Origin of the sequence: Paractinoplanes hotanensis, assembly GCF_023717965.1 — a bacterium.
In the GTDB taxonomy this organism is placed as follows: Bacteria; Actinomycetota; Actinomycetes; order Mycobacteriales; family Micromonosporaceae; genus Actinoplanes; species Actinoplanes polyasparticus.
Genome location: NZ_JAMQOL010000053.1, coordinates 131,075 through 151,338, shown reverse-complemented (window position 1 = coordinate 151,338; position 20,264 = coordinate 131,075). Strand labels below are relative to the sequence as shown.

Annotated in this window: 16 protein-coding genes, 2 tRNA genes and 1 pseudogene; 5 read left to right on the top strand and 14 right to left on the bottom strand. The window is 67.4% G+C overall.

Translation table 11 applies throughout. From position 1 onward, the window contains the following. The 3 genes from LXN57_RS36400 to LXN57_RS36390 form a co-directional block, all read right to left on the bottom strand. Window positions 1-988, bottom strand: a 988-nt coding sequence (locus tag LXN57_RS36400) for a toll/interleukin-1 receptor domain-containing protein (protein ID WP_251802754.1), incomplete at its 3' end; no start/stop codon positions are given. Window positions 989-1,253: 265 nt separating this feature from the next. Next, the gene (locus LXN57_RS36395) at window positions 1,254-3,515 is read right to left on the bottom strand and encodes a DUF262 domain-containing protein (protein ID WP_251802753.1); all 2,262 of its coding nucleotides are present in this window, start codon (window positions 3,513-3,515) and stop codon (window positions 1,254-1,256) included. After that, complete coding sequence (locus LXN57_RS36390; RefSeq protein WP_251802752.1) at window positions 3,512-5,218, bottom strand: GmrSD restriction endonuclease domain-containing protein; 1,707 nt, start codon at window positions 5,216-5,218, stop codon at window positions 3,512-3,514. Before LXN57_RS36390 ends, LXN57_RS36395 begins: the two co-directional genes overlap by 4 nt. A 190-nt stretch (window positions 5,219-5,408) precedes the next feature. Here LXN57_RS36390 and LXN57_RS36385 point away from each other — a divergent pair, with 190 nt between their 5' ends. Beyond that, window positions 5,409-6,536, top strand: a complete 1,128-nt coding sequence (locus LXN57_RS36385) for a hypothetical protein (RefSeq protein ID WP_251802751.1) — start codon at window positions 5,409-5,411, stop codon at window positions 6,534-6,536. A gap of 1 nt (window position 6,537) precedes the next feature. Here the strand turns inward: LXN57_RS36385 and LXN57_RS36380 are convergent, their stop codons facing one another. From LXN57_RS36380 to LXN57_RS36365, 4 genes are all read right to left on the bottom strand, one after another. Next, window positions 6,538-6,903, bottom strand: a complete 366-nt coding sequence (locus LXN57_RS36380) for a hypothetical protein (RefSeq protein ID WP_251802750.1) — start codon at window positions 6,901-6,903, stop codon at window positions 6,538-6,540. Then, window positions 6,896-7,213 (bottom strand): hypothetical protein, encoded by a 318-nt coding sequence (locus LXN57_RS36375; protein WP_251802749.1) that lies wholly within the window; start codon window positions 7,211-7,213, stop codon window positions 6,896-6,898. Before LXN57_RS36375 ends, LXN57_RS36380 begins: the two co-directional genes overlap by 8 nt. Next, the gene (locus LXN57_RS36370) at window positions 7,213-7,728 is read right to left on the bottom strand and encodes a YbaB/EbfC family nucleoid-associated protein (protein ID WP_251802748.1); all 516 of its coding nucleotides are present in this window, start codon (window positions 7,726-7,728) and stop codon (window positions 7,213-7,215) included. The genes LXN57_RS36375 and LXN57_RS36370 overlap by 1 nt, the downstream gene beginning before the upstream one ends. 496 nt (window positions 7,729-8,224) lie before the next feature. Continuing rightward, window positions 8,225-8,479, bottom strand: coding sequence for a GntR family transcriptional regulator (locus LXN57_RS36365; RefSeq protein ID WP_251802747.1), 255 nt, complete (start codon window positions 8,477-8,479; stop codon window positions 8,225-8,227). A gap of 449 nt (window positions 8,480-8,928) precedes the next feature. On the opposite strand from LXN57_RS36365, the gene LXN57_RS36360 reads away from it, so the two are divergent. Further along, a complete protein-coding gene (locus LXN57_RS36360) occupies window positions 8,929-10,371 on the top strand; it encodes a tyrosine-type recombinase/integrase (RefSeq protein ID WP_251802746.1) in 1,443 nt (480 codons plus the stop codon). A gap of 66 nt (window positions 10,372-10,437) precedes the next feature. Here LXN57_RS36360 and LXN57_RS36355 read toward each other — a convergent pair whose 3' ends face one another. From LXN57_RS36355 to LXN57_RS36335, 5 genes and pseudogenes are all read right to left on the bottom strand, one after another. Next, window positions 10,438-11,313, bottom strand: coding sequence for a tyrosine-type recombinase/integrase (locus LXN57_RS36355; RefSeq protein ID WP_251802768.1), 876 nt, complete (start codon window positions 11,311-11,313; stop codon window positions 10,438-10,440). A gap of 3 nt (window positions 11,314-11,316) precedes the next feature. Next, a pseudogene (locus LXN57_RS36350) lies at window positions 11,317-11,478 on the bottom strand (tyrosine-type recombinase/integrase); the annotation flags it as partial. A 694-nt stretch (window positions 11,479-12,172) separates the two neighbouring features. Continuing rightward, window positions 12,173-13,048, bottom strand: coding sequence for an IS5 family transposase (locus LXN57_RS36345; protein ID WP_285904713.1), 876 nt, complete (start codon window positions 13,046-13,048; stop codon window positions 12,173-12,175). 274 nt (window positions 13,049-13,322) lie between these two features. Next, window positions 13,323-13,395, bottom strand: a tRNA-Arg gene (locus tag LXN57_RS36340). Between the two features lie 36 nt (window positions 13,396-13,431). Continuing rightward, window positions 13,432-13,522, bottom strand: a tRNA-Ser gene (locus LXN57_RS36335). Window positions 13,523-15,177: 1,655 nt separating this feature from the next. On the opposite strand from LXN57_RS36335, the gene LXN57_RS36330 reads away from it, so the two are divergent. Next, window positions 15,178-15,618: a hypothetical protein gene (locus tag LXN57_RS36330; protein WP_251802744.1), complete on the top strand. Its 441-nt coding sequence runs from the start codon at window positions 15,178-15,180 to the stop codon at window positions 15,616-15,618. Here LXN57_RS36330 and LXN57_RS36325 read toward each other — a convergent pair. Beyond that, window positions 15,579-16,352 carry a CPBP family intramembrane glutamic endopeptidase gene (locus tag LXN57_RS36325; protein WP_251802743.1) on the bottom strand — a complete coding sequence of 258 codons (774 nt, stop codon included), beginning with the start codon at window positions 16,350-16,352 and terminating at the stop codon, window positions 15,579-15,581. The two genes, LXN57_RS36330 and LXN57_RS36325, sit on opposite strands and share 40 nt — an antisense overlap. 90 nt (window positions 16,353-16,442) lie before the next feature. Between LXN57_RS36325 and LXN57_RS36320 the strand changes: the two genes are divergently transcribed. Then, complete coding sequence (locus LXN57_RS36320) at window positions 16,443-17,558, top strand: globin domain-containing protein (protein WP_251802742.1); 1,116 nt, start codon at window positions 16,443-16,445, stop codon at window positions 17,556-17,558. A gap of 8 nt (window positions 17,559-17,566) precedes the next feature. Here LXN57_RS36320 and LXN57_RS36315 read toward each other — a convergent pair whose 3' ends face one another. Further along, a complete protein-coding gene (locus LXN57_RS36315; RefSeq protein ID WP_251802767.1) occupies window positions 17,567-19,096 on the bottom strand; it encodes a peptide deformylase in 1,530 nt (509 codons plus the stop codon). Between the two features lie 372 nt (window positions 19,097-19,468). Here LXN57_RS36315 and LXN57_RS36310 point away from each other — a divergent pair, with 372 nt between their 5' ends. After that, entirely contained in the window at window positions 19,469-20,188 is a 720-nt protein-coding gene (locus LXN57_RS36310; protein ID WP_251802766.1) for an IucA/IucC family C-terminal-domain containing protein, read from the top strand. Window positions 20,189-20,264: the final 76 nt, after the last annotated feature.

Here is a 20,264-nt window from a genome sequence, read left to right as displayed (position 1 = left end):
AACCAACCGATAAACTCAACCCAACCAGGTGGGGACTTTCACCGAGCAGACCTGGGGATTTCCACGGAGCCTCATCAACCTGACCACTGAGGTGCTCGACGTCGATCACGGAGCCGAGGGATCCGCGAGGCAGTGGCGCCCATGTCGACCGTTGACCGGAAAGCGTTACCGCCAGGCCCTTGGCGTTGTCCCAGCTGCCGCCGGTCGCTCGAGCAAGAGTGGCATCGGAATGGGCCTCCAACGCTTCCAGCCGGGTGAAGATTCCGGTCCTGCGCCCGTGGTCGGGCAGTTGATCCTTGAGGTCGCTCAATTCGCTGACCTGGACCCGGGCGTCTTCGCCGGAGAAGACGAGGTGCACCTCGACCACCGCTGCGCCTTGCCGGCCTTGCCCTGCGTGCATCGGATCAAGGTCGCGGTGCCAGGACACCGTGATCGGCGGTCCGGGGGTCTGCCATCGCAGTCTGCCAGCGGCCACCCGCCCGGCCGCCGGAGCGGCCGCCGGGAACGGGACGCTGGCCGTGGGCGGGGGCGCTGAGGTTGCTGAGGGCCCGGGGAACGGCGGTGGTGTGGTGGGCTTGTTGCGCTCACGGCGGACGCCTTCGAGGACCATCTTGCGCGCGGTGTCCTCGTCCTTCCCCTGGATACGGATATGGACGACCTGGCTGAGCAGGCCGGTCGGCCGGCATTCCTCCACCATGACCGGCACCAGGGCGTTCTTCGCGCCTTCCGGATCGCTGGCGAACACGGCCGTCCACTCCGGGGTCGGGAACTGCGCCTGGAGATACGCCGGTGAGAGCACCGCGATCATCCGGGGGCACTGCTTGAGCGCCTTGTCCATCTCCACGGCGAAGTTGCTGCCGGGCCGGAAGTCCCACTCCTGAATCGTCACCGTGTAACCGTCGGCTTCGAGGATGTACGCAATCCATGTGGCCCACGCCTTGTCGACGGAGGTGTAGGAGACGAAGAAGTCCTTCACGACGGAGTCCACCAACAGAGGATAAAGGTCAGGTCCGACAGGCTCGCCCGCCATGCACCGTTCGGGCAGCTCGGAGAACTCGAAGAGGCGCTACTTCCGAGAGCGTTTGGGCCATACCGGGTCACCGACGGCGGCCCGGCATGAACCCCGTCGGCACCATCCAGGGCGACAACCCCGCCCTCTCTCCGGAGGCTGCCGCTGACAGCCACCGCGATCGAAGCTCATCTGATCGGTAGCTGGGGTCAGCGGGCCTGCCTTGAATACGTGCGCCGAGGCGTTATAGGCCAGCTTCCAGCAGGTCACGTAGGAAGCCCGCACCGGCTACTACCCGGTCGGTCAGGTCGACTGGACCGTCGCCATGATCCTGCTGCTCGATCCTGAGCAGCAACTCGCCGTCGGCCGTCGTCACGACGTTGTGCTGCTGGCAGACAGCCAAGAAACTTGGGTGCAGCGCCTCGTCCTCAGGTCTATACAGCTCGAAGCCATCGCTGACGCAGCGCATGCCGGCATTGCTGTGCGTTAGTTCCAGCCACCGCGGATGCCACTCATATCCGAAGAACCACGGGTCGGTGACCCGATCGTTGGCCTCGCTCAGCAACCACACGCCCAACAGGATCGGATCACGGTAGTAACCGCTGAGCCGGACAGTGCGAAGCATGCACATCGAGTACCCAAGTTCGCCGTCGACGCCGTAATAAATGCCTGTAGAACCGGACCGCATCTCCGGGTATTTGACCAGGTAGTAACGCCAGTCAAAGTACTGCCGGCATTCCCGCTCGGCCAACCAGGCGACGGTCACCCGCTCGCAGTATGCGACGACGTCGCCACCCGCGCTGGCTAGGCCGTCCAACAACTCGCTGAGCACCGCCCGGGTGGTTGACAGATTCTTGTATGTGGTGCCGGTCAGCAGATAACGCCAGACCGTGTCGTCCTCGGGATCGCTGGTGCCGAACTGCCAGCCCCAGGAACCCGGCCGCTGCCGCTGATAGTCGCCGAAGGTCAGCAGCGCTCCGGTCAATCCGAGCCAGTGCTGCGGTTCGGTGAAGGCGTTTTCGAATGCTTCCGCACGTCGCCGGAGAGAATCCCCGTGCAACTCGAAAGCACTGGTGGCGCCACGCAGGATCGGATGATCCTCCAGCCGGAACAACACGCTCGCGAGCTCGGGACGGGCCGCCAGGAATTGCTTCTTGCGACGTTCGTCCGCCAGCTGGTTGCTGTTGAACCTGGTCACCGCGTCGAGGTCGTCGTGCACGATCACCCGCGCCACGTCCTGGATCAATGCAGGCATGTAGTCGTTGCGCACCTCGGAGGCGGAGACGAGATTCCGCAGCGTGCGCAGCCGTCGCGGGAAGTCCACCGTGTCCTCGATGAGGTGCAGCAGGAACGCGTACAGCAGCAGGCTCTGCTGCAGGTTGAAACGGGTGTCGTGCAGGCACTGGTCGAACACATCGGTGTCGGCGATCCCGAACCAGATGACCTTCTGCCAGTCGTAGCCGTCCTGGCCGGGCAGTGACGTCGACAGAGCGTCGCGCATCGTCGTGGCAATGTGCTCGGCGTCGCGCCACTTGTCGAAGGCACCGAACAGGAAGTCGAGGTGATCACCGGCTCGCGGATTCTGCGCGCCGAAGACGGCACGCGCCCGCGGACCGAGCGGCCCGGACTCGACCCGGTCGTCTCGCAGTTCGCAGATCTCGGTGATGAAGGTGAGGTAGCTGACGAACTCGTCGTCGACCAGGTTGTCGCCCCCGTGGAACGGCCACAGCAGGTCCGACCAAGGGCCGTCAATCTTGTGGGCGAACTCGTCGGCCCGGCCGGAGTAGGTGATGTCCTGCTCGAAGCGTGCCTTGAAGTTCTCGAACGTGGTGAGCGGCTTCCCCCGCGAGTTCATCTTGATGTAGAGCTGCTCGTCGGATTCCATGTCGTCCAGCGGCAGCAGATAGAACGAGACCGCCGGTTTCTCGGCGTCGGTGAGCCGCTGCCAGGCGGCCACCGCGTCCAGATTCGGGTGCCGGCGGTGGATCTGCTGATGGATGGCATCGATCATCACGAGCATCGCCTGGATGGTCGGGTCGTTGCGCCAGACGTGCAGGTACCAGGGCTGGTCGATGATCCACGCCGAGGGAACGTCCTGGTTCTGCGGTAGAGGGCGGGCCACCAGCCGCTCACCGAACAGGCGTGCGCTCGCACGTGTCTCATAGGACAGCCGGGTCCATGCTGCTCCCGGCTCTAGCCGGTCGGCCGCCGAAGCGACGTACCAGTGAAGCAGGAATAACGTGGTCAGTCGCTGCTGGCCGTCGAGCGGGAGCAGGGTCGTTCCGTCGATCTTGCCGTACACGAAGTCGAGCCCGACCGGCTCGCCGCCGGCGATCGCGTCGAGGAGAACCTCGAGGAAGCCGAGCCGGACCTCCTCCACCAGCGCCTCCGGCCGCCCTTGGGCGTAATCGCGCTGGATGAGGGGGATCTGGATGCTGCTGATGCTCGGCTCACCGGCCGGCCGTGTGCCGAACAAGCCGGCGTACGACGTCAGATAACCCTTCACGCCGCGGTCTCCTGATCGATGGACAGATAACCGCCGAGGACCCGGATGATCTCCTGCATATAATGCTCCCGATCGTTGGCGCTCCAGAAGTGCATCTGATGCTCGTCGGCCGGCGAGTAGTACTTCAAGAACGCATTCCTGGTGCACACCGGGATGTAGGAGCCGTCCCGGTCGCGCGCCAGGATAGCGGCGCGTTTTACAGCGAATACCGAATTGCTGAGCGCGCTGTTGTCACCGCCGTCGAGCAGTGCCAGGTTGGCGATCGAGTCCACCGCGCCGTCACCCGTCTCGTTGCCGGCATTGAGTAACTCGGTGACCTGCCGTTCGCACGTCCGGAACTCGGACTCCGTGATGACCTCGCCGGTCAACGCTTGATCCAGCCGGTCCAGCACGCCTTGTCGCTTGGCTTGGTCGACGCCGTCGAGAGTCTCCAACGCTTTGCGGTGCAGTCGAAGCCACTGCGCCCACTGCTCCACGCTGTTGAGTCGCTCGGCGTTCTGCGCGTGAATGTGTTCCAGGGACCACCGGCCGGCGGCGTGTTCCCGGAAGGAGTACCGCTCGGAGGAGTGGGTGCGGCGCCGAACGGTCTCGACGTTCATCAGCAGCAGAGCGCGGTTCGTCCGGGTCTTCTGTTCGTAGGTGAGTTCACGCAACTCCGCCTCGGACAATTTCAGCCGGTCCCGGATGAGGCTGTCGAGTTCGGCGTCGAACGCCGACTTGGACTTCCCCTTGGCGAGCCCGATCAGGCTGCGCAACGATCCGCCCTCGGCCACCAGGAAGCCAATCTTGTGGAACAGGTTGCGGTCCTCGTACCAACCCAGGACCAATGAGTGCAGGTCGACCACCTCGTTCCAGAACTCTTGCGGCTCGGCCGCGATCCGTTCCCGGAGAGTCTCGAAGGTGTGGAACAACGGCCGATCCCGGCCGGTCGGGCCGCCCGCGATGGTGTCGAGCAGCAGGCTGATGTGCGTCGGGTCCTCGGGCGCCTTGCCGGTGATGAAAGCCCACAGTTCCGGGTCACGCAGGTCACGCTCGATGACGTCCCACTGAGCCGCGGTCTCCAGCGCACGATCGGTGGTACCCGAGTCGCCGCGCCGGCGGGACAACAGCAGCGCCTTGACAAGCTCAGCATCGGTCAGCGGGATGCGGCCGACATTGAGCCGGGTGAACAGCGTAGCCGCATCCAGATCCTCGGCCGCCTCGTACCAGATCACCCGTACCTGCTCGTAGAGCGCGGCGTGGAACTTGTTGGCGGCGTACTGGCGTCGGTTCCCATGTGCCGCGAACCATGCACGAATGCACTCATAGGCGTGGTGGATGTGGAAGAAGTCGATGTTGCTCTGGCTCAGCGCCGGATCAGGTTGTTCGAGGTAGGCGGCGCTTCCGGGTCGGGTCTCGTACCGCAGTGTGTAATCGGCGCCGGAGTTCTGCAGGCCCTCGCTCTTCATGAACTGGAAGATCAGGTACAGCGTGGTCAGCCGTTGCTGGCCGTCAACCAATTCCCACTCGTCGCCGTGCCGCTTCACCACCACAGGCTGCAGGTAATACGGCTGGTCGAGACTCTCCCAGATGTCCGAGAGAAGCCTGCCGACCTCCATCTCACCCCACCGGTAGCCGCGCTGGTAGGCAGGTACATAGAACCTGCCGGATATATCGCCCACCAGTTTGGGTTCCAGGAGAGCGTCGCCGGAAGATGCGGTCACGACCGCTCATCCTAGTGAAATCTGGCCACGACGGTGCCAGACGGCGTATCGCCGCCGTTCAGTCCTGGACCGCCCGCGTCTACGTCTGACCGCAACGGCAAACCGCGCGGGCCGCACTGCGTGTCCCGAAGCCAGTAGTGAGGTTTCGTACCATCGGCCCGACATCGAGCCCGCTGAAGGGGGATACGCCGTGTCGGTGCCGGACGAGCCTGAAGAGATCATCATCCACATACCTGGCGGTCGAGCGGTAGTGATCGGTCCCGACGCCGAGATGGACGAGCTGCGGTGGGGACGCCGAGTCGCCAATCTCGCTGCCGGTGAGTGGGCGTCCGTGCTTCGGACGCTGGATCCGGCGACCCGCGCATTCGTCGAGTCCCAGCGCTGGGCCGGCTCACTCGTTGAGCTTGACGAGGTCTCCCGGTCGATGTTGCCGACCGCCCGGAAGATCGTCGAGAGCGACGGCTGGATCCAAGCCACTCTCCGCAACGACGAAGGAAAGTTCTCACGCGTCATGCGGATCCGACCCGGGACCGGTGTCGCTGCCCTCGTCGGCGGTGCTGCCATCCTGAGTGCGATTGCGGCCCAGGCGCAGACAGCCCAGATGGCCCGCGACATCCGCGCCATCCGACTACATATGGACGCGCTCTACCAGCACTTGCAGAACGATCAGATCGGGGCTGCCGCGAATGTCGCCGAACAGGTCGACGGCCTGGTGTTGCGGCTTCGCGAACATGGCATCGAGGGTGTCGACCCGAGCGAGTTCGCAGTCATCCGCAACAGCCTAGGCAACATCAGACACAGATGCCTACGCCACCTCCAAGATGCGGTCACCACCTTGGCCAACGCCAATTATCGGTCCCCAGTTGAGGCACGAAAGAACCTGCACATCGACACCGTGCAGAAGGTGATGCTGTACCTCGATCTGGTCGGCAAGGTTCATCTCGATACCGTGCAGTTCGAGCTCGCCCAGGTCGCGTTCTACTACCACTCCGGGAGGGCTGACGTCGCCAGGACCTGGAGCGTCAGCACCACGAAGGCTCAGGACCACCTTCGCACTGAGATCGAAACCATGTGTGGCCGGCTCGACCGACTGGACGCAAGCATCCGGGCCCTGTTCCGGCCGGTAATGCAGCATGCGCTCGGACAGACGCAGAAGGCTGCCGCAGCCGCGACCGCTTCTACCTACACGACGGCACGCCAGGTCGCGAGAGGCAAAACCTTCGCATCCCCGGTGTCCCATTCCCGATCCCGGCAGCAGAAGCCACCGCGGCCATCGGCGTGGCCTTCACGGTTGGAACCGCCGCGTTCAACGCGGTAACTCAGCCCCACGCGCAGAAAAAGCTGGACCAACGACTTCGGCAATTGGAGGAGGCCAGGATCCGGAGCCTGCAGACCGTGGCCAAAGCAGGACCGAATCTCGAGTTACTCGAGACGCTGGCCGAGGAGCTCGCCGCCTCCAGCAGGCCGCGATAGAGTGCACAGCTCGGCCGGCACGGGGGCTTGTCCCAGATGCGGCGCATGAACGCGCAGAAGTCGTCCCAGCCCTGACGGACCTTGCCCTGTGCGGGCGGCGGCACGTACGCCAGCTTGTCGTTGATCGAGTTCTGCAGTTCGACGGTCTTGGTGTCGATGCGGTCGATGGTCGAATGGATGCGTTCGAGCAGGACGGCCTCGGTGCTACTCACGGACATCCCACACTCCCTCCAGTTGTCGGGCGGCGCGTTCGTCGTTCGTCTCGTACTCGTAGGCGACCTTGTCGAGCTTGGCGTTCAGCCCGCTGTACACCCCGCTCGCTTCCTCCAGCAATGTCACGACTTTCATCTGCAGCTCGGCGTAGGTGTCGAGCAGACCGCTCGGCAACGACGCCCACGACAGCTCGTGCGCGCTCAGTGTCAGCTGGCTCGCCTCGTGCGCGGCCTGCCGGGTCACCGCCGCCACCTGCTCCCACGAGGCGGCGTCACGGTGCAGCGCGTCGAGCGCGGCCTTGAGCGTCATCAGCCGGCCAGCCCGAACCGGCGGGCGAACCCGAACGGGTCCCGCATCACCGTCTGCGCGTGACCGAGCGGGCTGTCGGAGATCAGACGCGACACGCCGTTCGCGGCGACCTGCTCGTACGCCGCCCGCAACGCCGTGGTGAGCTGCCGGGTGAGGTTCGCATCGTGAGCGTCACGCAGCCACCTGCGGTCGAATCGCACCGACGTGACGTCACCGCCGCCGGTCAGTTCCACGATCACCTCGCGGTGCGGGCTGCGACCGGTGTGAATCGCGCTCAACGTCTGGCCTAACCGGCTGGTCACCTCGTCGAGGCCCTGCTCGATCGACTCGACCACCTCGAGCAGCGCCATTAGCGCCGCCTCCCGTTCCGCTTCGGGCATCGCAGCCGAGTCGATGGAGTCCAACCGCTGCTGGAGGTCGGCCGCCGACGGCACCGGCTCCGGGGTGACAGGCTCGGCGTACGCCTCGCCCCAGGCGTTCAGGCGTCGCATCGCCGCGTCCCGGACCGCTTCCACGACGGCTCCGCCCAGGTGTTCATCTGCTAGCCGCGATCGCCAGTGGGCGGCTACGGTCACGTTCGCGACGTGTCCGTGCTCGTCCAGCGTCACCATGACCGAGCCGGTCTCGTCCGATCCCGGCTCACCCGGCGCCTTCGCCGCGGACCGGGGGTGGCCGCCGCAGTGCCTCACCCTCGTCGCGCAGCCCGATCAGGGCCTGCATACGGTCATCGAACATCGGTCATCCCCGTCCCGGCGACCCGAACACTTCGAACTATCTCAATTCCGGGTACGCCGTGTGCGCCTGGCGGGTTCAACGATTCGGGGTCCAGCGTCACGGGAGTCACGTCACCGATACCCGGCGCTCGAGCTCGCCAGTGCGACGGCAGACCGGATCAGTGACGGGGCGTTCAATGCGCCCTGGTGAGCGGGTGTGGGTAACCGGGGCGGGGTTCGGGGCGGCCGGAGATAAGGTCGCGGCCACCTCCCGGCGGGGCGTGCCCGTCGACTGCGGTTAGCGTGTCGCGGTCGGGCCGTCGTTTGTGGCGGCGACGTAGGTGCCGCGGCCGACGACGGTGATCACGAGGCCGCGTTCGCGCAGCAGCTGGATGGCTTTGCGGGCGGTGCCCCGGGCTACGCCGTACTCCTGGACCAGCTGGTTCTCCGACGGGATCGGCCGGTTCGGTGGCAGCTCTCCCGCGTCGATTCTCGCCGCGATGGCGTCCGCGACCTGCACGTAGAGCGGGGTCGGGCCTTCGTGGTCGATCACGGCCTGACCATCGCACTCAACAGAGAGCCATGATTGTTGAGGGGGAACCATGGTGTGCCATGTACAGGCATGGGGAACCGGCGTACGCTCGGGCTATAACGCGCAAATAGTGCATCGCAAAAGGACTTCCTCGGCCGCCGCTGGTGGGGAATGCCGTGAACGCCGAGGCGAACCAGGCCGGGCGGCGTATCAGCGGGCACGGATCGCGATACGGGTTGCGGGCCACCCGCCTCTCACGGCTCTTGGATCAACGCCGCCGGCAGCACCCAGTGGCGCACGCCGGGCGGGATTCGACCGCACGGACCAGGGGGCACTTGCTGAGCCCTGCCGCCAGCACGACCGCGCTCTCGACCAGCCGAGGCTGCGAGATGGCCAGAACGTCGCCGACTCGCGGTCGCGGCCCGCCCGGCCACCGGCTCCGAGGAGGACTACACACACGGGGGGATGACATGAACGACGGAATCTTCAAACGGTGCGGATGCACCGATGCCACAACGGGACGGCGCTGCGCCGAACGCTGCCCGCGCCTGTCCGAACCAGGCCACGGCAGCTGGTACTTCGCCTGCTCGACCCGGGACCTACTCGGTCGATCGCACCGCGTACGCCGCGGCGGCTACCTGTCCGAGGACGCCGCCCGCAGAGCCCGCGACGACCTGCTCGCCCTATCCAGCGAGGAACGCACCGGGCAAAACTGGACCGTCACCCGATGGCTCCGCTACTGGCTGACCACCCGCACCCGGATCCGGCCCACCACGAGAGCGCACTACACCCACGACATCGACCAGTTCCTGATCCCGGCCATCGGCCACCTGACCCTCGCCGAGCTGAGCTCGCGGCAGCTGACCGCCGCGTTCGCCACGATCGGCAAAGCCACCAACCGGTACGGGCAGCCCACCACCATCTGCACCCTGCAGCACGTGCACACCACACTGCGGGCGGCGCTCAACGCCGCCCTCCGGGAAGGCGTCATCACCGGCAACCCCGCCACCCGGGTCGAGCTACCGGCCCGCGAACGGCCCCACGCCGAGGTCTGGACCGAGCCCCGTGTCGCCGCCTGGCGGGCCACCGGCGAACACCCGGTCGTCGCGGTCTGGACGCCTGAACAACTCGCCGCGTTCCTGCACTCGGTCCGCCATGACGGGCTCTACGCCCTGTGGTGGCTCCTCGCCCTCCGCGGCCTACGCCGCGGCGAGGCCGCCGGCCTGCAGTGGACCGACGTCGACCTCGACAACGCCCAACTCACCGTCACCCGGCAACGCACCACCGCCGGATACACCATCCACGAAGGACCACCCAAGTCCGCGACCAGCCGCCGCATCGTCGCCCTCGACCAGCACACCGTCCAGGTGCTGCGACTGCACCGGCGCCGCCAGCAACGCCACCACGAGCGACGCGACGCCGCCGACAAGCCCTACCTGCCGAGCGGGTACGTGTTCACCCGTCCCGACGGTGCCCCGTTCCACCCGGGCTACTTCACCCAGCGCCTCCAACTGCTCATCGACCGCGCCGACCTGCCGCCGGTCCGCCTTCAGGACCTGCGGCACGGCGCGGCCAGCCTCGCGCACTCCGCGGGCGCCGACCTCAAGACGATCCAGGACCTGCTCGGGCACTCCAACGTCGCGCTCACTGCCGACGTCTACACCAATGTCCTGCCCGCCACCCAACGCCGTGCAGCCGAGGAGACGGCGCGGCTGATCCTGAGCGCTGGCCGGCGGCCTCGGGTATGCGCCGTCACGAAACGCGTTGTTCTCCGCCCTGCGAGACGGGGCACCGGCTCGCTGCTCGCCGATAGCCACCGCCTGGCTCCGGGCGGAGCGACAGGCCGCAGTGATACCGCGCGCAGGCGTACCGCTGAGCGGCGCCGGCTCCGCCAGCTGGCGACTCGACTCTGAGCGGCGGCCAGGCCGGTGATCCGAGCCGGGTCACCGGCCCAGTGGTCCGTCGCATCACCGCAGCGCTCATGCCTGATAGGCGCCCGCGAGTGTCACCTTCAAGTTCACATGGCTCAGGAGCAGATCCGCGGCCTTCTGTACCGCCGCCGTGGCGACCTGCTTGAACACGCACGCGTACGTTCTGATCGTCGTCCAGGGGTTGGAGTGGCCGAGGTCCTCCTGGAGTTGCTTCAGGTCCATGCCAGCGGCCGAGCCGACCCCGGCCGCACCGTGCCGCAGGTCGTGGAATCGCACCGGCGGTAGGCCCGAGTCCTTCACCAGCTTCGTGAACCGGCGCGTCACCCAGTCCGGGCGCAGCGAACGCCCGTCCGCATGGACGAATACCCGGCCGTTCGGATCGACCCAACCGAACCGGCGCTTCTGCTCGCGCCACAGCGCCGAGAACAACTCCACGCTGAACCTGTCGAGCATCAGCGTCCGGACTCCGCCGGCCGACTTCGGCGGCCCCACGATCTCCACGCCGCGGACGAGGACGACCTGCTCGCGAATCGTGATCTCGCCGCCGGCCAGGTCGACGTCCTCCCACCGCAGTCCGGCTATCTCGCCTCGGCGCGGGCCGCGCAACGCGACCAGCCACCACAACGCGAAGAACGCGTCGTTCTGCACCGAGGCCAGGAATCTCCCGACATGGTGGAGGTCCCACACCGCCACCCGAGGACGCACCCCGGTGTTCTGCCACGCCTTCTCACGTTCCTCGTCCCAGACAACAGCACGCGGCTGAGCCCCGGGAGGAAGGCGCAACGCCCGTGCCGGATTGGAATGGATCACACCCTGACGACGCGCCTCGGCGAGCGCGGTACGCAGCACAGCTCGAATCCCGTTCAGGCTTCCCGAGGAAATCAACCGGCCGCCGCGGACGAACGAGCGAGAAATCTTGTCCATCGCCCGCTGAGCGTCTCGGGGACGGAGGCTCCGCATCCGGTGATGACCGAGCGCCGGGATCAGATGGTCACGTACCGCGTCCCCGTACATCGACATGGTCGAGGGCCGTACACGATCAGTCTGGATCGACAGCCAGAACTCCAGCCAGCGGCGGACCGTCCACATCCCCGCCGCCTGATTCCCCGGCATCTCACGGAACTCCCAGCAGGCCCGCTCCGCCTCAGCCCGGCTGGTGAAGCCACCGCGACGAACCCTGACGCGACGATCGTCCGGTCCGGGCATCTGAATCGCGAAGTACCACCGACCGTGGCTCTCCTTCACCAGCTCCGGACAGCGGATGCCGAGCTGCCGGCGCGTCTGATCACACCGGCACGCACACCGTCGATACACCAGCCCGGCGTCGTTTGCCCTACCCACAGTTGGCGCGCGCCCCAGCCGGCGACCGCCCCGCCAGCCCCTGGAACTCCGAGCAGGCGTGTTCGGCATCGGCGGCGCTGGAGAATCCGCCTCGTCGTATCCGGACCGGACGCTCTCCTGGCCCGCCCATCCGCACTGCGAAGTACCACTGGCCGTGTCCTGGATCCGTCAACCGCGGGCAACGAACCCTCGGTCGACGTCCGTCCGCCTTCGCGCGCCGACACGCACACCGTCGGTACAGCAGGCCGACACCGTTCGAGGAGTCCGTCATGGACATGAGCACCGCGAAACAGTAGGGAGCGCCAGCTAACAAGATCATCAGCCGAACGACCATCGCTGGGCACACGAAAGGCCGGATTCGCCTCCACCATTCGCGAATCCGGTGCGGTAAACCCAGAAATGCCAGGTCAACGCTGCTGTAAGACCCTGGTAAATAAGGGTTTCAGGTGTGGTGGTGGCGGGCGAGTCGTCGGGTCATGATGATGATCATGGCCCATTGGACCATCGCGGCGTGGTGCTCAGGTAGCCGTTCGTAGTCGCGGACGGTTCTGCGGCAGCGGTTGATCCAGGAGAACGTGCGCTCGACGGCCCACCGGCGGTGCAGGACGACGAAGGTGGTCTGTCCGGCGAGTTTCGCGACGATCTGCACGGTAATACGCAGCTGGTCGGTGGCCCAGCCGACCAGCTGGCCGGCGTAGCCGGAGTCGGCCCAGACCAGGCGGATGCCGGGGAAGCAGGCGTGCAACGCCCAGAGCAGCGGCCGGGCGCCGTCGCGGTCTTGCACGCCAGCGCCGGTGACCAGGACCGCGAGTAGCAGTCCGCAGGTGTCGACCGCGATATGCCGTTTACGGCCGTTGATCTTCTTGCCGGCGTCGTAGCCGCGGCTGGTGCGGGCGACGGTCTCCGCGCCGCGTAGTGACTGCGAGTCGACCAGGGCCGCGGTCGGTTGCCGGTCGCGGTGCTCGACGTGCTGGCGGATCTGCTCGCGCAGGTGGTTGTGCATCCGGTTCAGGGTGCCGTCGCCGGTCCAGGTCTTGAAGTAGTGATAGACCAGTTTCGGGTGCGGGAAGTCCGCGGGCAGGGCGTCCCACTGGCAGCCGGTCCGGTCGAGGTAGCGGATCGCGTCGACGACATCGCGGCGCGGGTAGACGATCGGCCGTCCGCGGCCGGTCCCGGCCGGCACGTGCGGGGCCAGGATCGCCCATTCGGCGTCGCTGGTATCGGACGGGTAGTACCTGGGCCTGCTGGTCGGGAGGTGATCGGCGAGGGTGGCCGGGGTCGATGCCGTGGCGGTTCCGGCGACGAGGTATACAGACAGGGTTGGGCCTTCGGAGTCGAGCCGGTTTAGTCACCTTTGCTCGTACCGAAGGCCCTTCCTCATGTCACGCCACCACGCCGCGCGCAGCCACCGACATCGATGACTCTGAACCGCCGATCACCGGAACCCCTTATTTACCAGGGTCTAAGAGATTCAGCGTGTGGGGCACAGACGTGACCCACACCTGACCCACACAACGAAAAAGAACCTGCTCCTCGGCGGCCCGAGGTTCAGGTTCTTCATGTTCTTGCTGGTCAAACCGGTTCTCTTACAGTGCGCCCGAAGGGACTCGAACCCCTAACCTTCTGATCCGTAGTCAGATGCTCTATCCATTGAGCTACGGGCGCTCGGTGCTTTGCCAGCATACACACCGGCTCTGCACGCGGAGACTCCGGGATTCGAACCCGGGAGGGGCTTTAAAACCCCAACCGCATTAGCAGTGCGGCGCCATAGACCAGACTAGGCGAAGTCTCCCCGGCAGCCTGCGAGGGCCACCGACGGTTGAGGATACCGGACCCGCTCAGCCGCGCACAAAGAGGTTGCCATCCTTGCGCGCGGCGGGTGGGTCTGAGGTGTCTCCAACAGGTGAAATGGCGCTGCGACGGCTAGGCTGCTGCGGCATGGAGGAGATCTCGCCCACTGATCCTCGCAAGGCTTCGCGCGCCCGGCCGTCGCGGGCGCCGTTCAACACGTCGGGTGAGACGCCGCCGGACGAGACTGCGGAAGGGCGGTCGCCACGCCGGCCCGCGAAGGCCGCGCCGCCGGTCATGTTCCAGCCGCCAAGTGCCGAAAATCACCCGCAGGCGGGTACGGAGCCTCCCCAGCACCCTGGGCGCAAGCCCGCCCCACGGAGGCAGCGCGGCGCCCAGCCGGAGCCCAGCGCCAGCAGCCAGCCTGCGAAAAGGCCCGCCCGAGCCAAGAAGGCCGACCCCGCCAAAGCGACGCCGCCGGAGTCCGCGCCGCGAAAAGCGCCTCCAGCAAAAACAGTCCCAGCCAAGGCGGCTCCCGCGAACGCGATCGCGAATCCCACGCCGGCCAAGGCCACTCCGGCAGCTTCCACCCCGGCCAAGGCAGTCCAACCGAGCTCAACGCCGGCCGAGACCGCCCCAGCGACCCCGACGCCGGCCAAGCCTGCGAGCCCTACCCCGCCCGACGCCACCACAGCGAGCACTGGGCAGGCGAGTCCCGCACAAGCTGAAGCCACCGCAACGAGTGCTGCCTCAGGGAACTCGACCCAAGTCAACGCCACCACAGCCAGCCCCGCCCAATCCACGGCCACGCCGCCGAAGACAGACGCCTCGGGCGCGGCGAAGGCTGCGGCGAAGAAGGCACCCACGCAGCCCCCGGCTGCGAAGACATCGCCGAATCGTGCTCCGGCGAATCCCCCTCCGGTGAAGGCTGCCCCAGCGGGAGAAGACCCGGCAAAGACACCAGCTGCGTCAGAAACGACCGGACTGCCCGAGACCGTAACTGCTCCGGCTTCCAGCGCGAGGGCGGCGAGGAAGTCCACGTCCGGCACGAAGGCACCGACAGCCCAGTCGGCCCCGGTGACACGAGAAGGCAACACAGAAGATGTCGCCTCGGTGGAGACGCCCGGCCCCGAGGCGAATCAGCCGCCGGGTCTGAAGGCGGAACCGGCAGCTGCCGCGAAGCCCACCTCGCCATCGTCCCGGGCTGCCGAAGAGTCATCACGACCAAGCGCCGGAACGCCGGGAGAGACGGCGACCCCAGCGGACACACCTGCCGCCCCTGCAACGAAAGCGGCACAACACGAGGTCAAAGCTCCGGCCGCACCGACCACAAGGCCGTCGACGCCCGACGCGGCGCCTGCCTCGCCCCCTCGCGCCCGACCGGAGGTAACGGCGACGACAAACCTCTCCGGCCCGGCCGACGACAAGATCGCGAATAAGAACTCAACTGCGACCGAGGTCGAGCCGCGAGGCGGGGACCGGTGGGCAAAGCTCATCTCCGACCCCGTCCACGCGCCCGAGCATCTGGCTCTGGCTGCGGTCGAGATCATCGGGCCGCGCGCCCGGCAGTGGGCCGCCGCGATCAGCGCCGACTACCCGTCCGCGGGGCCGGCCGCGCTGGCTCGGCTGGCGGGTCGCCAGTTCACCCGCTTCGGCGCGTTGACCAGCATCTTCGGGGCGGTTTCGGGGTCGTACGCGGCAATCGCTCTGCTGGCTGGGCGGGCGCTCACCGATGCGGAGCTGGTTCTGCATCTGGCGGCGGCTCACGGCCTCGACCCGGCCGATCCTCGGCGGGCGGTGGACCTACTGGTGATCACCGGAGTGCACGAGACGGCGGCAGAGGCGGACGCGGCCATCGCTGCCGCCGGCCGTGAGAGTCAGGGGGTGGGGAGCGGCGATGCCGTCTGGCGCCTGAGCCGCCTGGTCATCCCGCAGGCCGCGGCCTGGACGGCCCTGCGGTCGATCAACCGTGCCTACCCGGGGACCAGCCTGCTGGCTGCCTTCCTCTCGAGCACCACGGCGGCCCAGGCCACCGCGGCCCGCGCCACCTCTTACTACCGCTATATCCAGCTCAACCAGGATTCGGGCAGGGCGGTGTAACCGACGAAGGCGACCACATCCAGCAGCGTGTGCGCGACGATCAACGGCATCACGCGCTTGTAGCGCAGGAAGAACAGCGCGAACACCACGCCCATGACCGCGTTGCCGATGAACGCGCCGAAGCCCTGGTAGAGGTGGTACGACCCGCGCAGGAGGGCGGAGCACGCGATGATCGCAACCGTCGACATGCCCCACTGGCGCAGGCGGGTCATCAGGTAGCCGACGACGATCACCTCCTCGAGCACCGCGTTCTTGACTGCCGCCAGGATGAGTACCGGCACCGCCCACCACACGGGCTGGAGGGCCGCCGGCACGATGTCGGCATTGATGCCGAGCAGCTTGGCCACGTACACCAGAAGCAGCCCGGGAATGCCGATGCCGGCAGCCAGCAACGCGCCCCAGCCCCAGTCGAAGCCCTTCCGGTCGGCCGACAGGCCGAGCTCGCTCCGCGGCGAGATGTGGTCGCGCAGCAGCAGATAGAGCACCAGCACCACCGGCATCAGGTCGAAGGCGATGCCGAGCAACTGGTACGTGAGGTCGAGATACGGCCGGGCCGAGCGCGACGCGTTGAGCACCGCAGCCTGCTGGGAGAGCGGCTGGTCGGCCGTCAGCTTCGCGATGATCGAGACGACCGAGTAGATCGCGCTCTGCCCCAGCGACAGCAGGAGAACGATGATGATCTCGGCGGTGAGGATCGGCCGGGTGGCCTGCTGGCGATCTAGGGTCACGGGCACAACTCTAGGAGCAGGTCTCCCGCGGATGAATTGAGATGAGTCGCACGGGCCGTGCGTCGTCTATCCGACTGATCTGACCACCCTGAATGCATGGGAGACCTCGGACGCTTGCTCAAGGAGAGCTGGAGCCTCGTCGAGGAGCATCAGGACAAGGTCGCCGGCTACTTCTACGCACGCATCTTTCTGTCCTATCCGGACCTGCGGGATCTCTTCCCGGTGCACATGGATGTGCAGCGTTCCCGGCTGCTGAACGCGATCGTCACCGCGGTCCAGTCGATCGACGACGCTGACAAGTTCACCGCGTACCTGCGGGGGCTGGGCCGGGACCACCGCAAGTTCCACGTGGAACCAGAACACTACGAGGTCGTCGGCGGCGCGCTGATCGAGGCGATGCGGGTGCACGCCGGCGAGCAGTGGTGCGTCGAGTACGACCAGGCCTGGGCCGACGCGTACGCGAAGATCGCCTCGGTCATGCTCCAGGGCGCCGAATCCGACAACAGCAACCCCCCTTACTGGTACGCCGAGGTGGTGGCCCACGAGCGGCGGGCCACCGATATCTCGGTGTTCACCGTGCAGCCCATGCAGCCCCTGGACTTCCGCGCCGGCCAGTACGTCAGCATCGAGTGCCCCCGAATACAACCGCGGCTGTGGCGCCCGTACTCGATAGCCAATGCGCCACGCCGGGACAACACCCTGGAATTCCACGTACGGGCCGTCGGCGCAGGCTGGGTTTCCAGTGCCCTCGTACGTCGTCTCGAGGTCGGCGACATGATCCGGCTGGCCGCGCCGATGGGGACGATGAACCTGGACCGCCGTTCGACCCGCGACACCGTCTTCGTCGCCGGCGGCACCGGGCTGGCGCCGATCAAGTCGCTGCTCGAGGAGCTGACCCGCTACAACCGCACACGCTGGGTGCACGTCTTCGTCGGTGCCAGAAACCGTGAGGACCTGTACGACCTGCCCGAGCTGAACCGCCTGGCCGCGCGCTACCCGTGGCTGTCGGTCGTGACGGCGTGCAGCGACGACCCCACCTACCCCGGTGAGCAGGGCGACATCTCGGACGTCGTGGCCCGCTACGGCCCGTGGAGCGAGCACGACTTCTTCGTCTCGGGATCGGGCCCGATGGTCAAGGCCACCCTGAAGACGCTCACCGAACTGCAGGTGCCGTCGATCCGCGTGAAGTACGACAGCTTCAGCGACCTCTGACCCAGGTCTCAGTAGACCCAGGGACGTCCGCTCTGGTGGTAGTCCGGCACCAGGCTGGACTCGGCGTTCATCCGGTCGACGTAGAGCCGGCCCTCCAGGTGGTCGATCTCGTGGGCGACCAGCCGTGCCAGCGCGCGTTCGAACGTCGTGACGACCCGCGTGCCGTCGGGCATCGCGTGCTCGACCTCGAGGCGCAGGGGCCGCCGCACCAGGCCGCGGTAGTCGAAGAACGACAAACAGCCCTCGTACTGTTCGTCCCGGTCGGCCGACTCGCCGACCACCCGCGGGTTGATCAGCACCTGGGGTTCGGCGCCGGGATCGGCCGAGCGCACCACGGCGACGGCGACCGAGTGGCCGATCTGCGGCGCCGACAGCCCGACGCCCTTGGTGAAATCGTGCACCTGCTCGAGCCGGGCCAGCGCCTCGCGCAGCGCCGCCACCACCTCGCGGGCCTCGACCTCTTCGCGCGGCAGCTGATAGTGCCGGGCGCGCTGCCGCAGCATCTCGGAGCCCCGCTGCACGATGCCTATCCCCCGCATCTGGCCCGACGCGCGGGGCTGCCCGTTACCGTTGCTCGCCGGCGCCAGCGACGGGAAGGGCGGCGCACCGACGCCGCGGAACCGCCATTCGAGCCGGTAGCGCGCGTTCAGCTGGGGCGTGTCGGTCGACCACTCGAAGACCGCGCGGTCGCCGTCGTCGTGCCGCTCCATCGGCGTACGCACCGGAACCTCAGCCGCCAGGGAGGTCTCGACCCCCCAGACCTGGGGGTCGAACGAGGCGGGGAAGTCGAGGCGCACGGTGAGACGGCGGGTGGGCAACCGCACAGCCCGCTGGAACCACTGGCCCCACTTCTCGACGCCGACCGTGTATTCGTACTGGATGATGGTTCTTTCGCCCGGGTAGAGCGCGAACTGGCCGCCCTCGTTGGCGAAGAGCAACCACACCTCCTTGGAGGCGTCGCGGTCGAGCTTTATCCGCCAGTCCATCGGTTCGACCGCGTCGCCCTCGCCGGCGCAGGCGTTGAACGCCATCTCCTCGAAGCTCAGCGGGTGTTCCCGGTGGTGGCGGTTGGAGCCGGTGGGGTCGTTCGGGTAACGGTCGACCGCGATCTTCACCAGGTAACGCGTCACGGGCTCGGAGCCGGCGTTGTAGAGCGCACGACGCACGCGACAGCGGTAGGTGCCGTCGGCGTAGCGCAGCTCGGCCACCTCACGCTCGACGATCAGCCCGGTTCCCGGGGGCAACCACTGCACCGGTACGGGGGGATCGCGGTGCAGGGCCGTGCCGCGCGCATGACGCAGTTCGTCGTACTCCTGGAACCGCTGCCAGATCACCCCGCCCGCGCCGAGCACCGCTTCCGCCCGGCGGGCGAAGTCCTCGGTGGGCTTGTGGCGCCGCCCCTCGACGTGGCTGACGTAGGAGGGGTCGAACCCCATTCGAGCGGCGAGCTGCTTCTTGCTCATGCCGCGTTCGACCCGCCAGTGCGCCAACGCCGTCACAAATTGGTCAGCGGCCCGCTCGACGGGCGAGGTGGTCATCATCGATGTCCCCTTCGCGACGAGAATTTCAGTGTCGCCGCCGCTCGTGTCCGGATGGTGCTAGTAGCGAGTACACGACAGATACCTTGACGAACCAGGCAACGTGCGCGCCCGCCGTTAGGTAACCCGTGCGTAGGGTATTCGTCCGAAAGTTCTGCTTGGTTAGGCTAGCCTAAGAGGTGTACGGTGGGTCGTCGTCACGGAGGCGTACCGGCCACCGTGCTCCCATCTATTCGGCGAGGTGAATGCGGTGACCCTGGTTACGATGGCGCCGCGGGGCGGACACACCCTGTGACCACCGCCCTCGAACGCGCCGCACGCACCGTCACCACCCCGCAGCCGCTGGGCCCGGTCACGGCGACGCTGCGCGCGATGTTCGGCACCAGCACCGAACTACCCGGCGTCGCCCCCGACCTGCTCGTCCACGACACCACCGGCTGGCTCCCCGCGCGGACCCTCACCGGCGACAACCTGGACACCCTGCTGGGCTCGGCCCGCCGCCGCTGGAACGCCCAGCCCCACGCCGCGGCCGCCCTGGCCTGGAAGGCCTACACCTACTGGCTGACGCTGCCCGCGGTGCTCGGCTGGGCCTCGGCGCGTCGCGTCCCGCTGCTCACCGCCGACGACGTGCTCGTGCACTTCGCCGACCCGCGCCCCCTGGTCACCCTGGGCCTGCGCGCCGACATCCCGGTCGCGGTGCTGCCCGGCGACCCGATCGCCCTGGCCGGGCACCCCCGGGTGCGGGTGGTCGCCGACGAGGCCGCGCTGCTGGCCGAACTGCGCCGCTCCCTGCTCGACGAACACCTGAACCCGCTGCTCGACGCCATCCACGACCGGGTCCGCCTGGGCAAGCGCACCCTGCTGGGCTCGCTCTCCTCGGGCGTGGCCTACGGCGTCCTGCGCTCGGCCGACGTCCTCCCCGGCCCGTCCGCCGAGACGATCGCCCAGCTGCACCGCGCCCTCGGCGTCGAAGACCTGATCGACCTGGTTCCGGGCGCCAACGGCAAGCTCGACGTGCAGCGCAGAACCTGCTGCCTGGCCTTCACCCTTCCCCAGCCCAAGGTCTGCCAGGGCTGCTGCATCAAACCGTGACGCTGTTTCATCCGTGCTTCATCGGCGTTGCCGTTCACAGGACAACCCCCATCGAGGTCGAAGCGCTGCGGCGGCC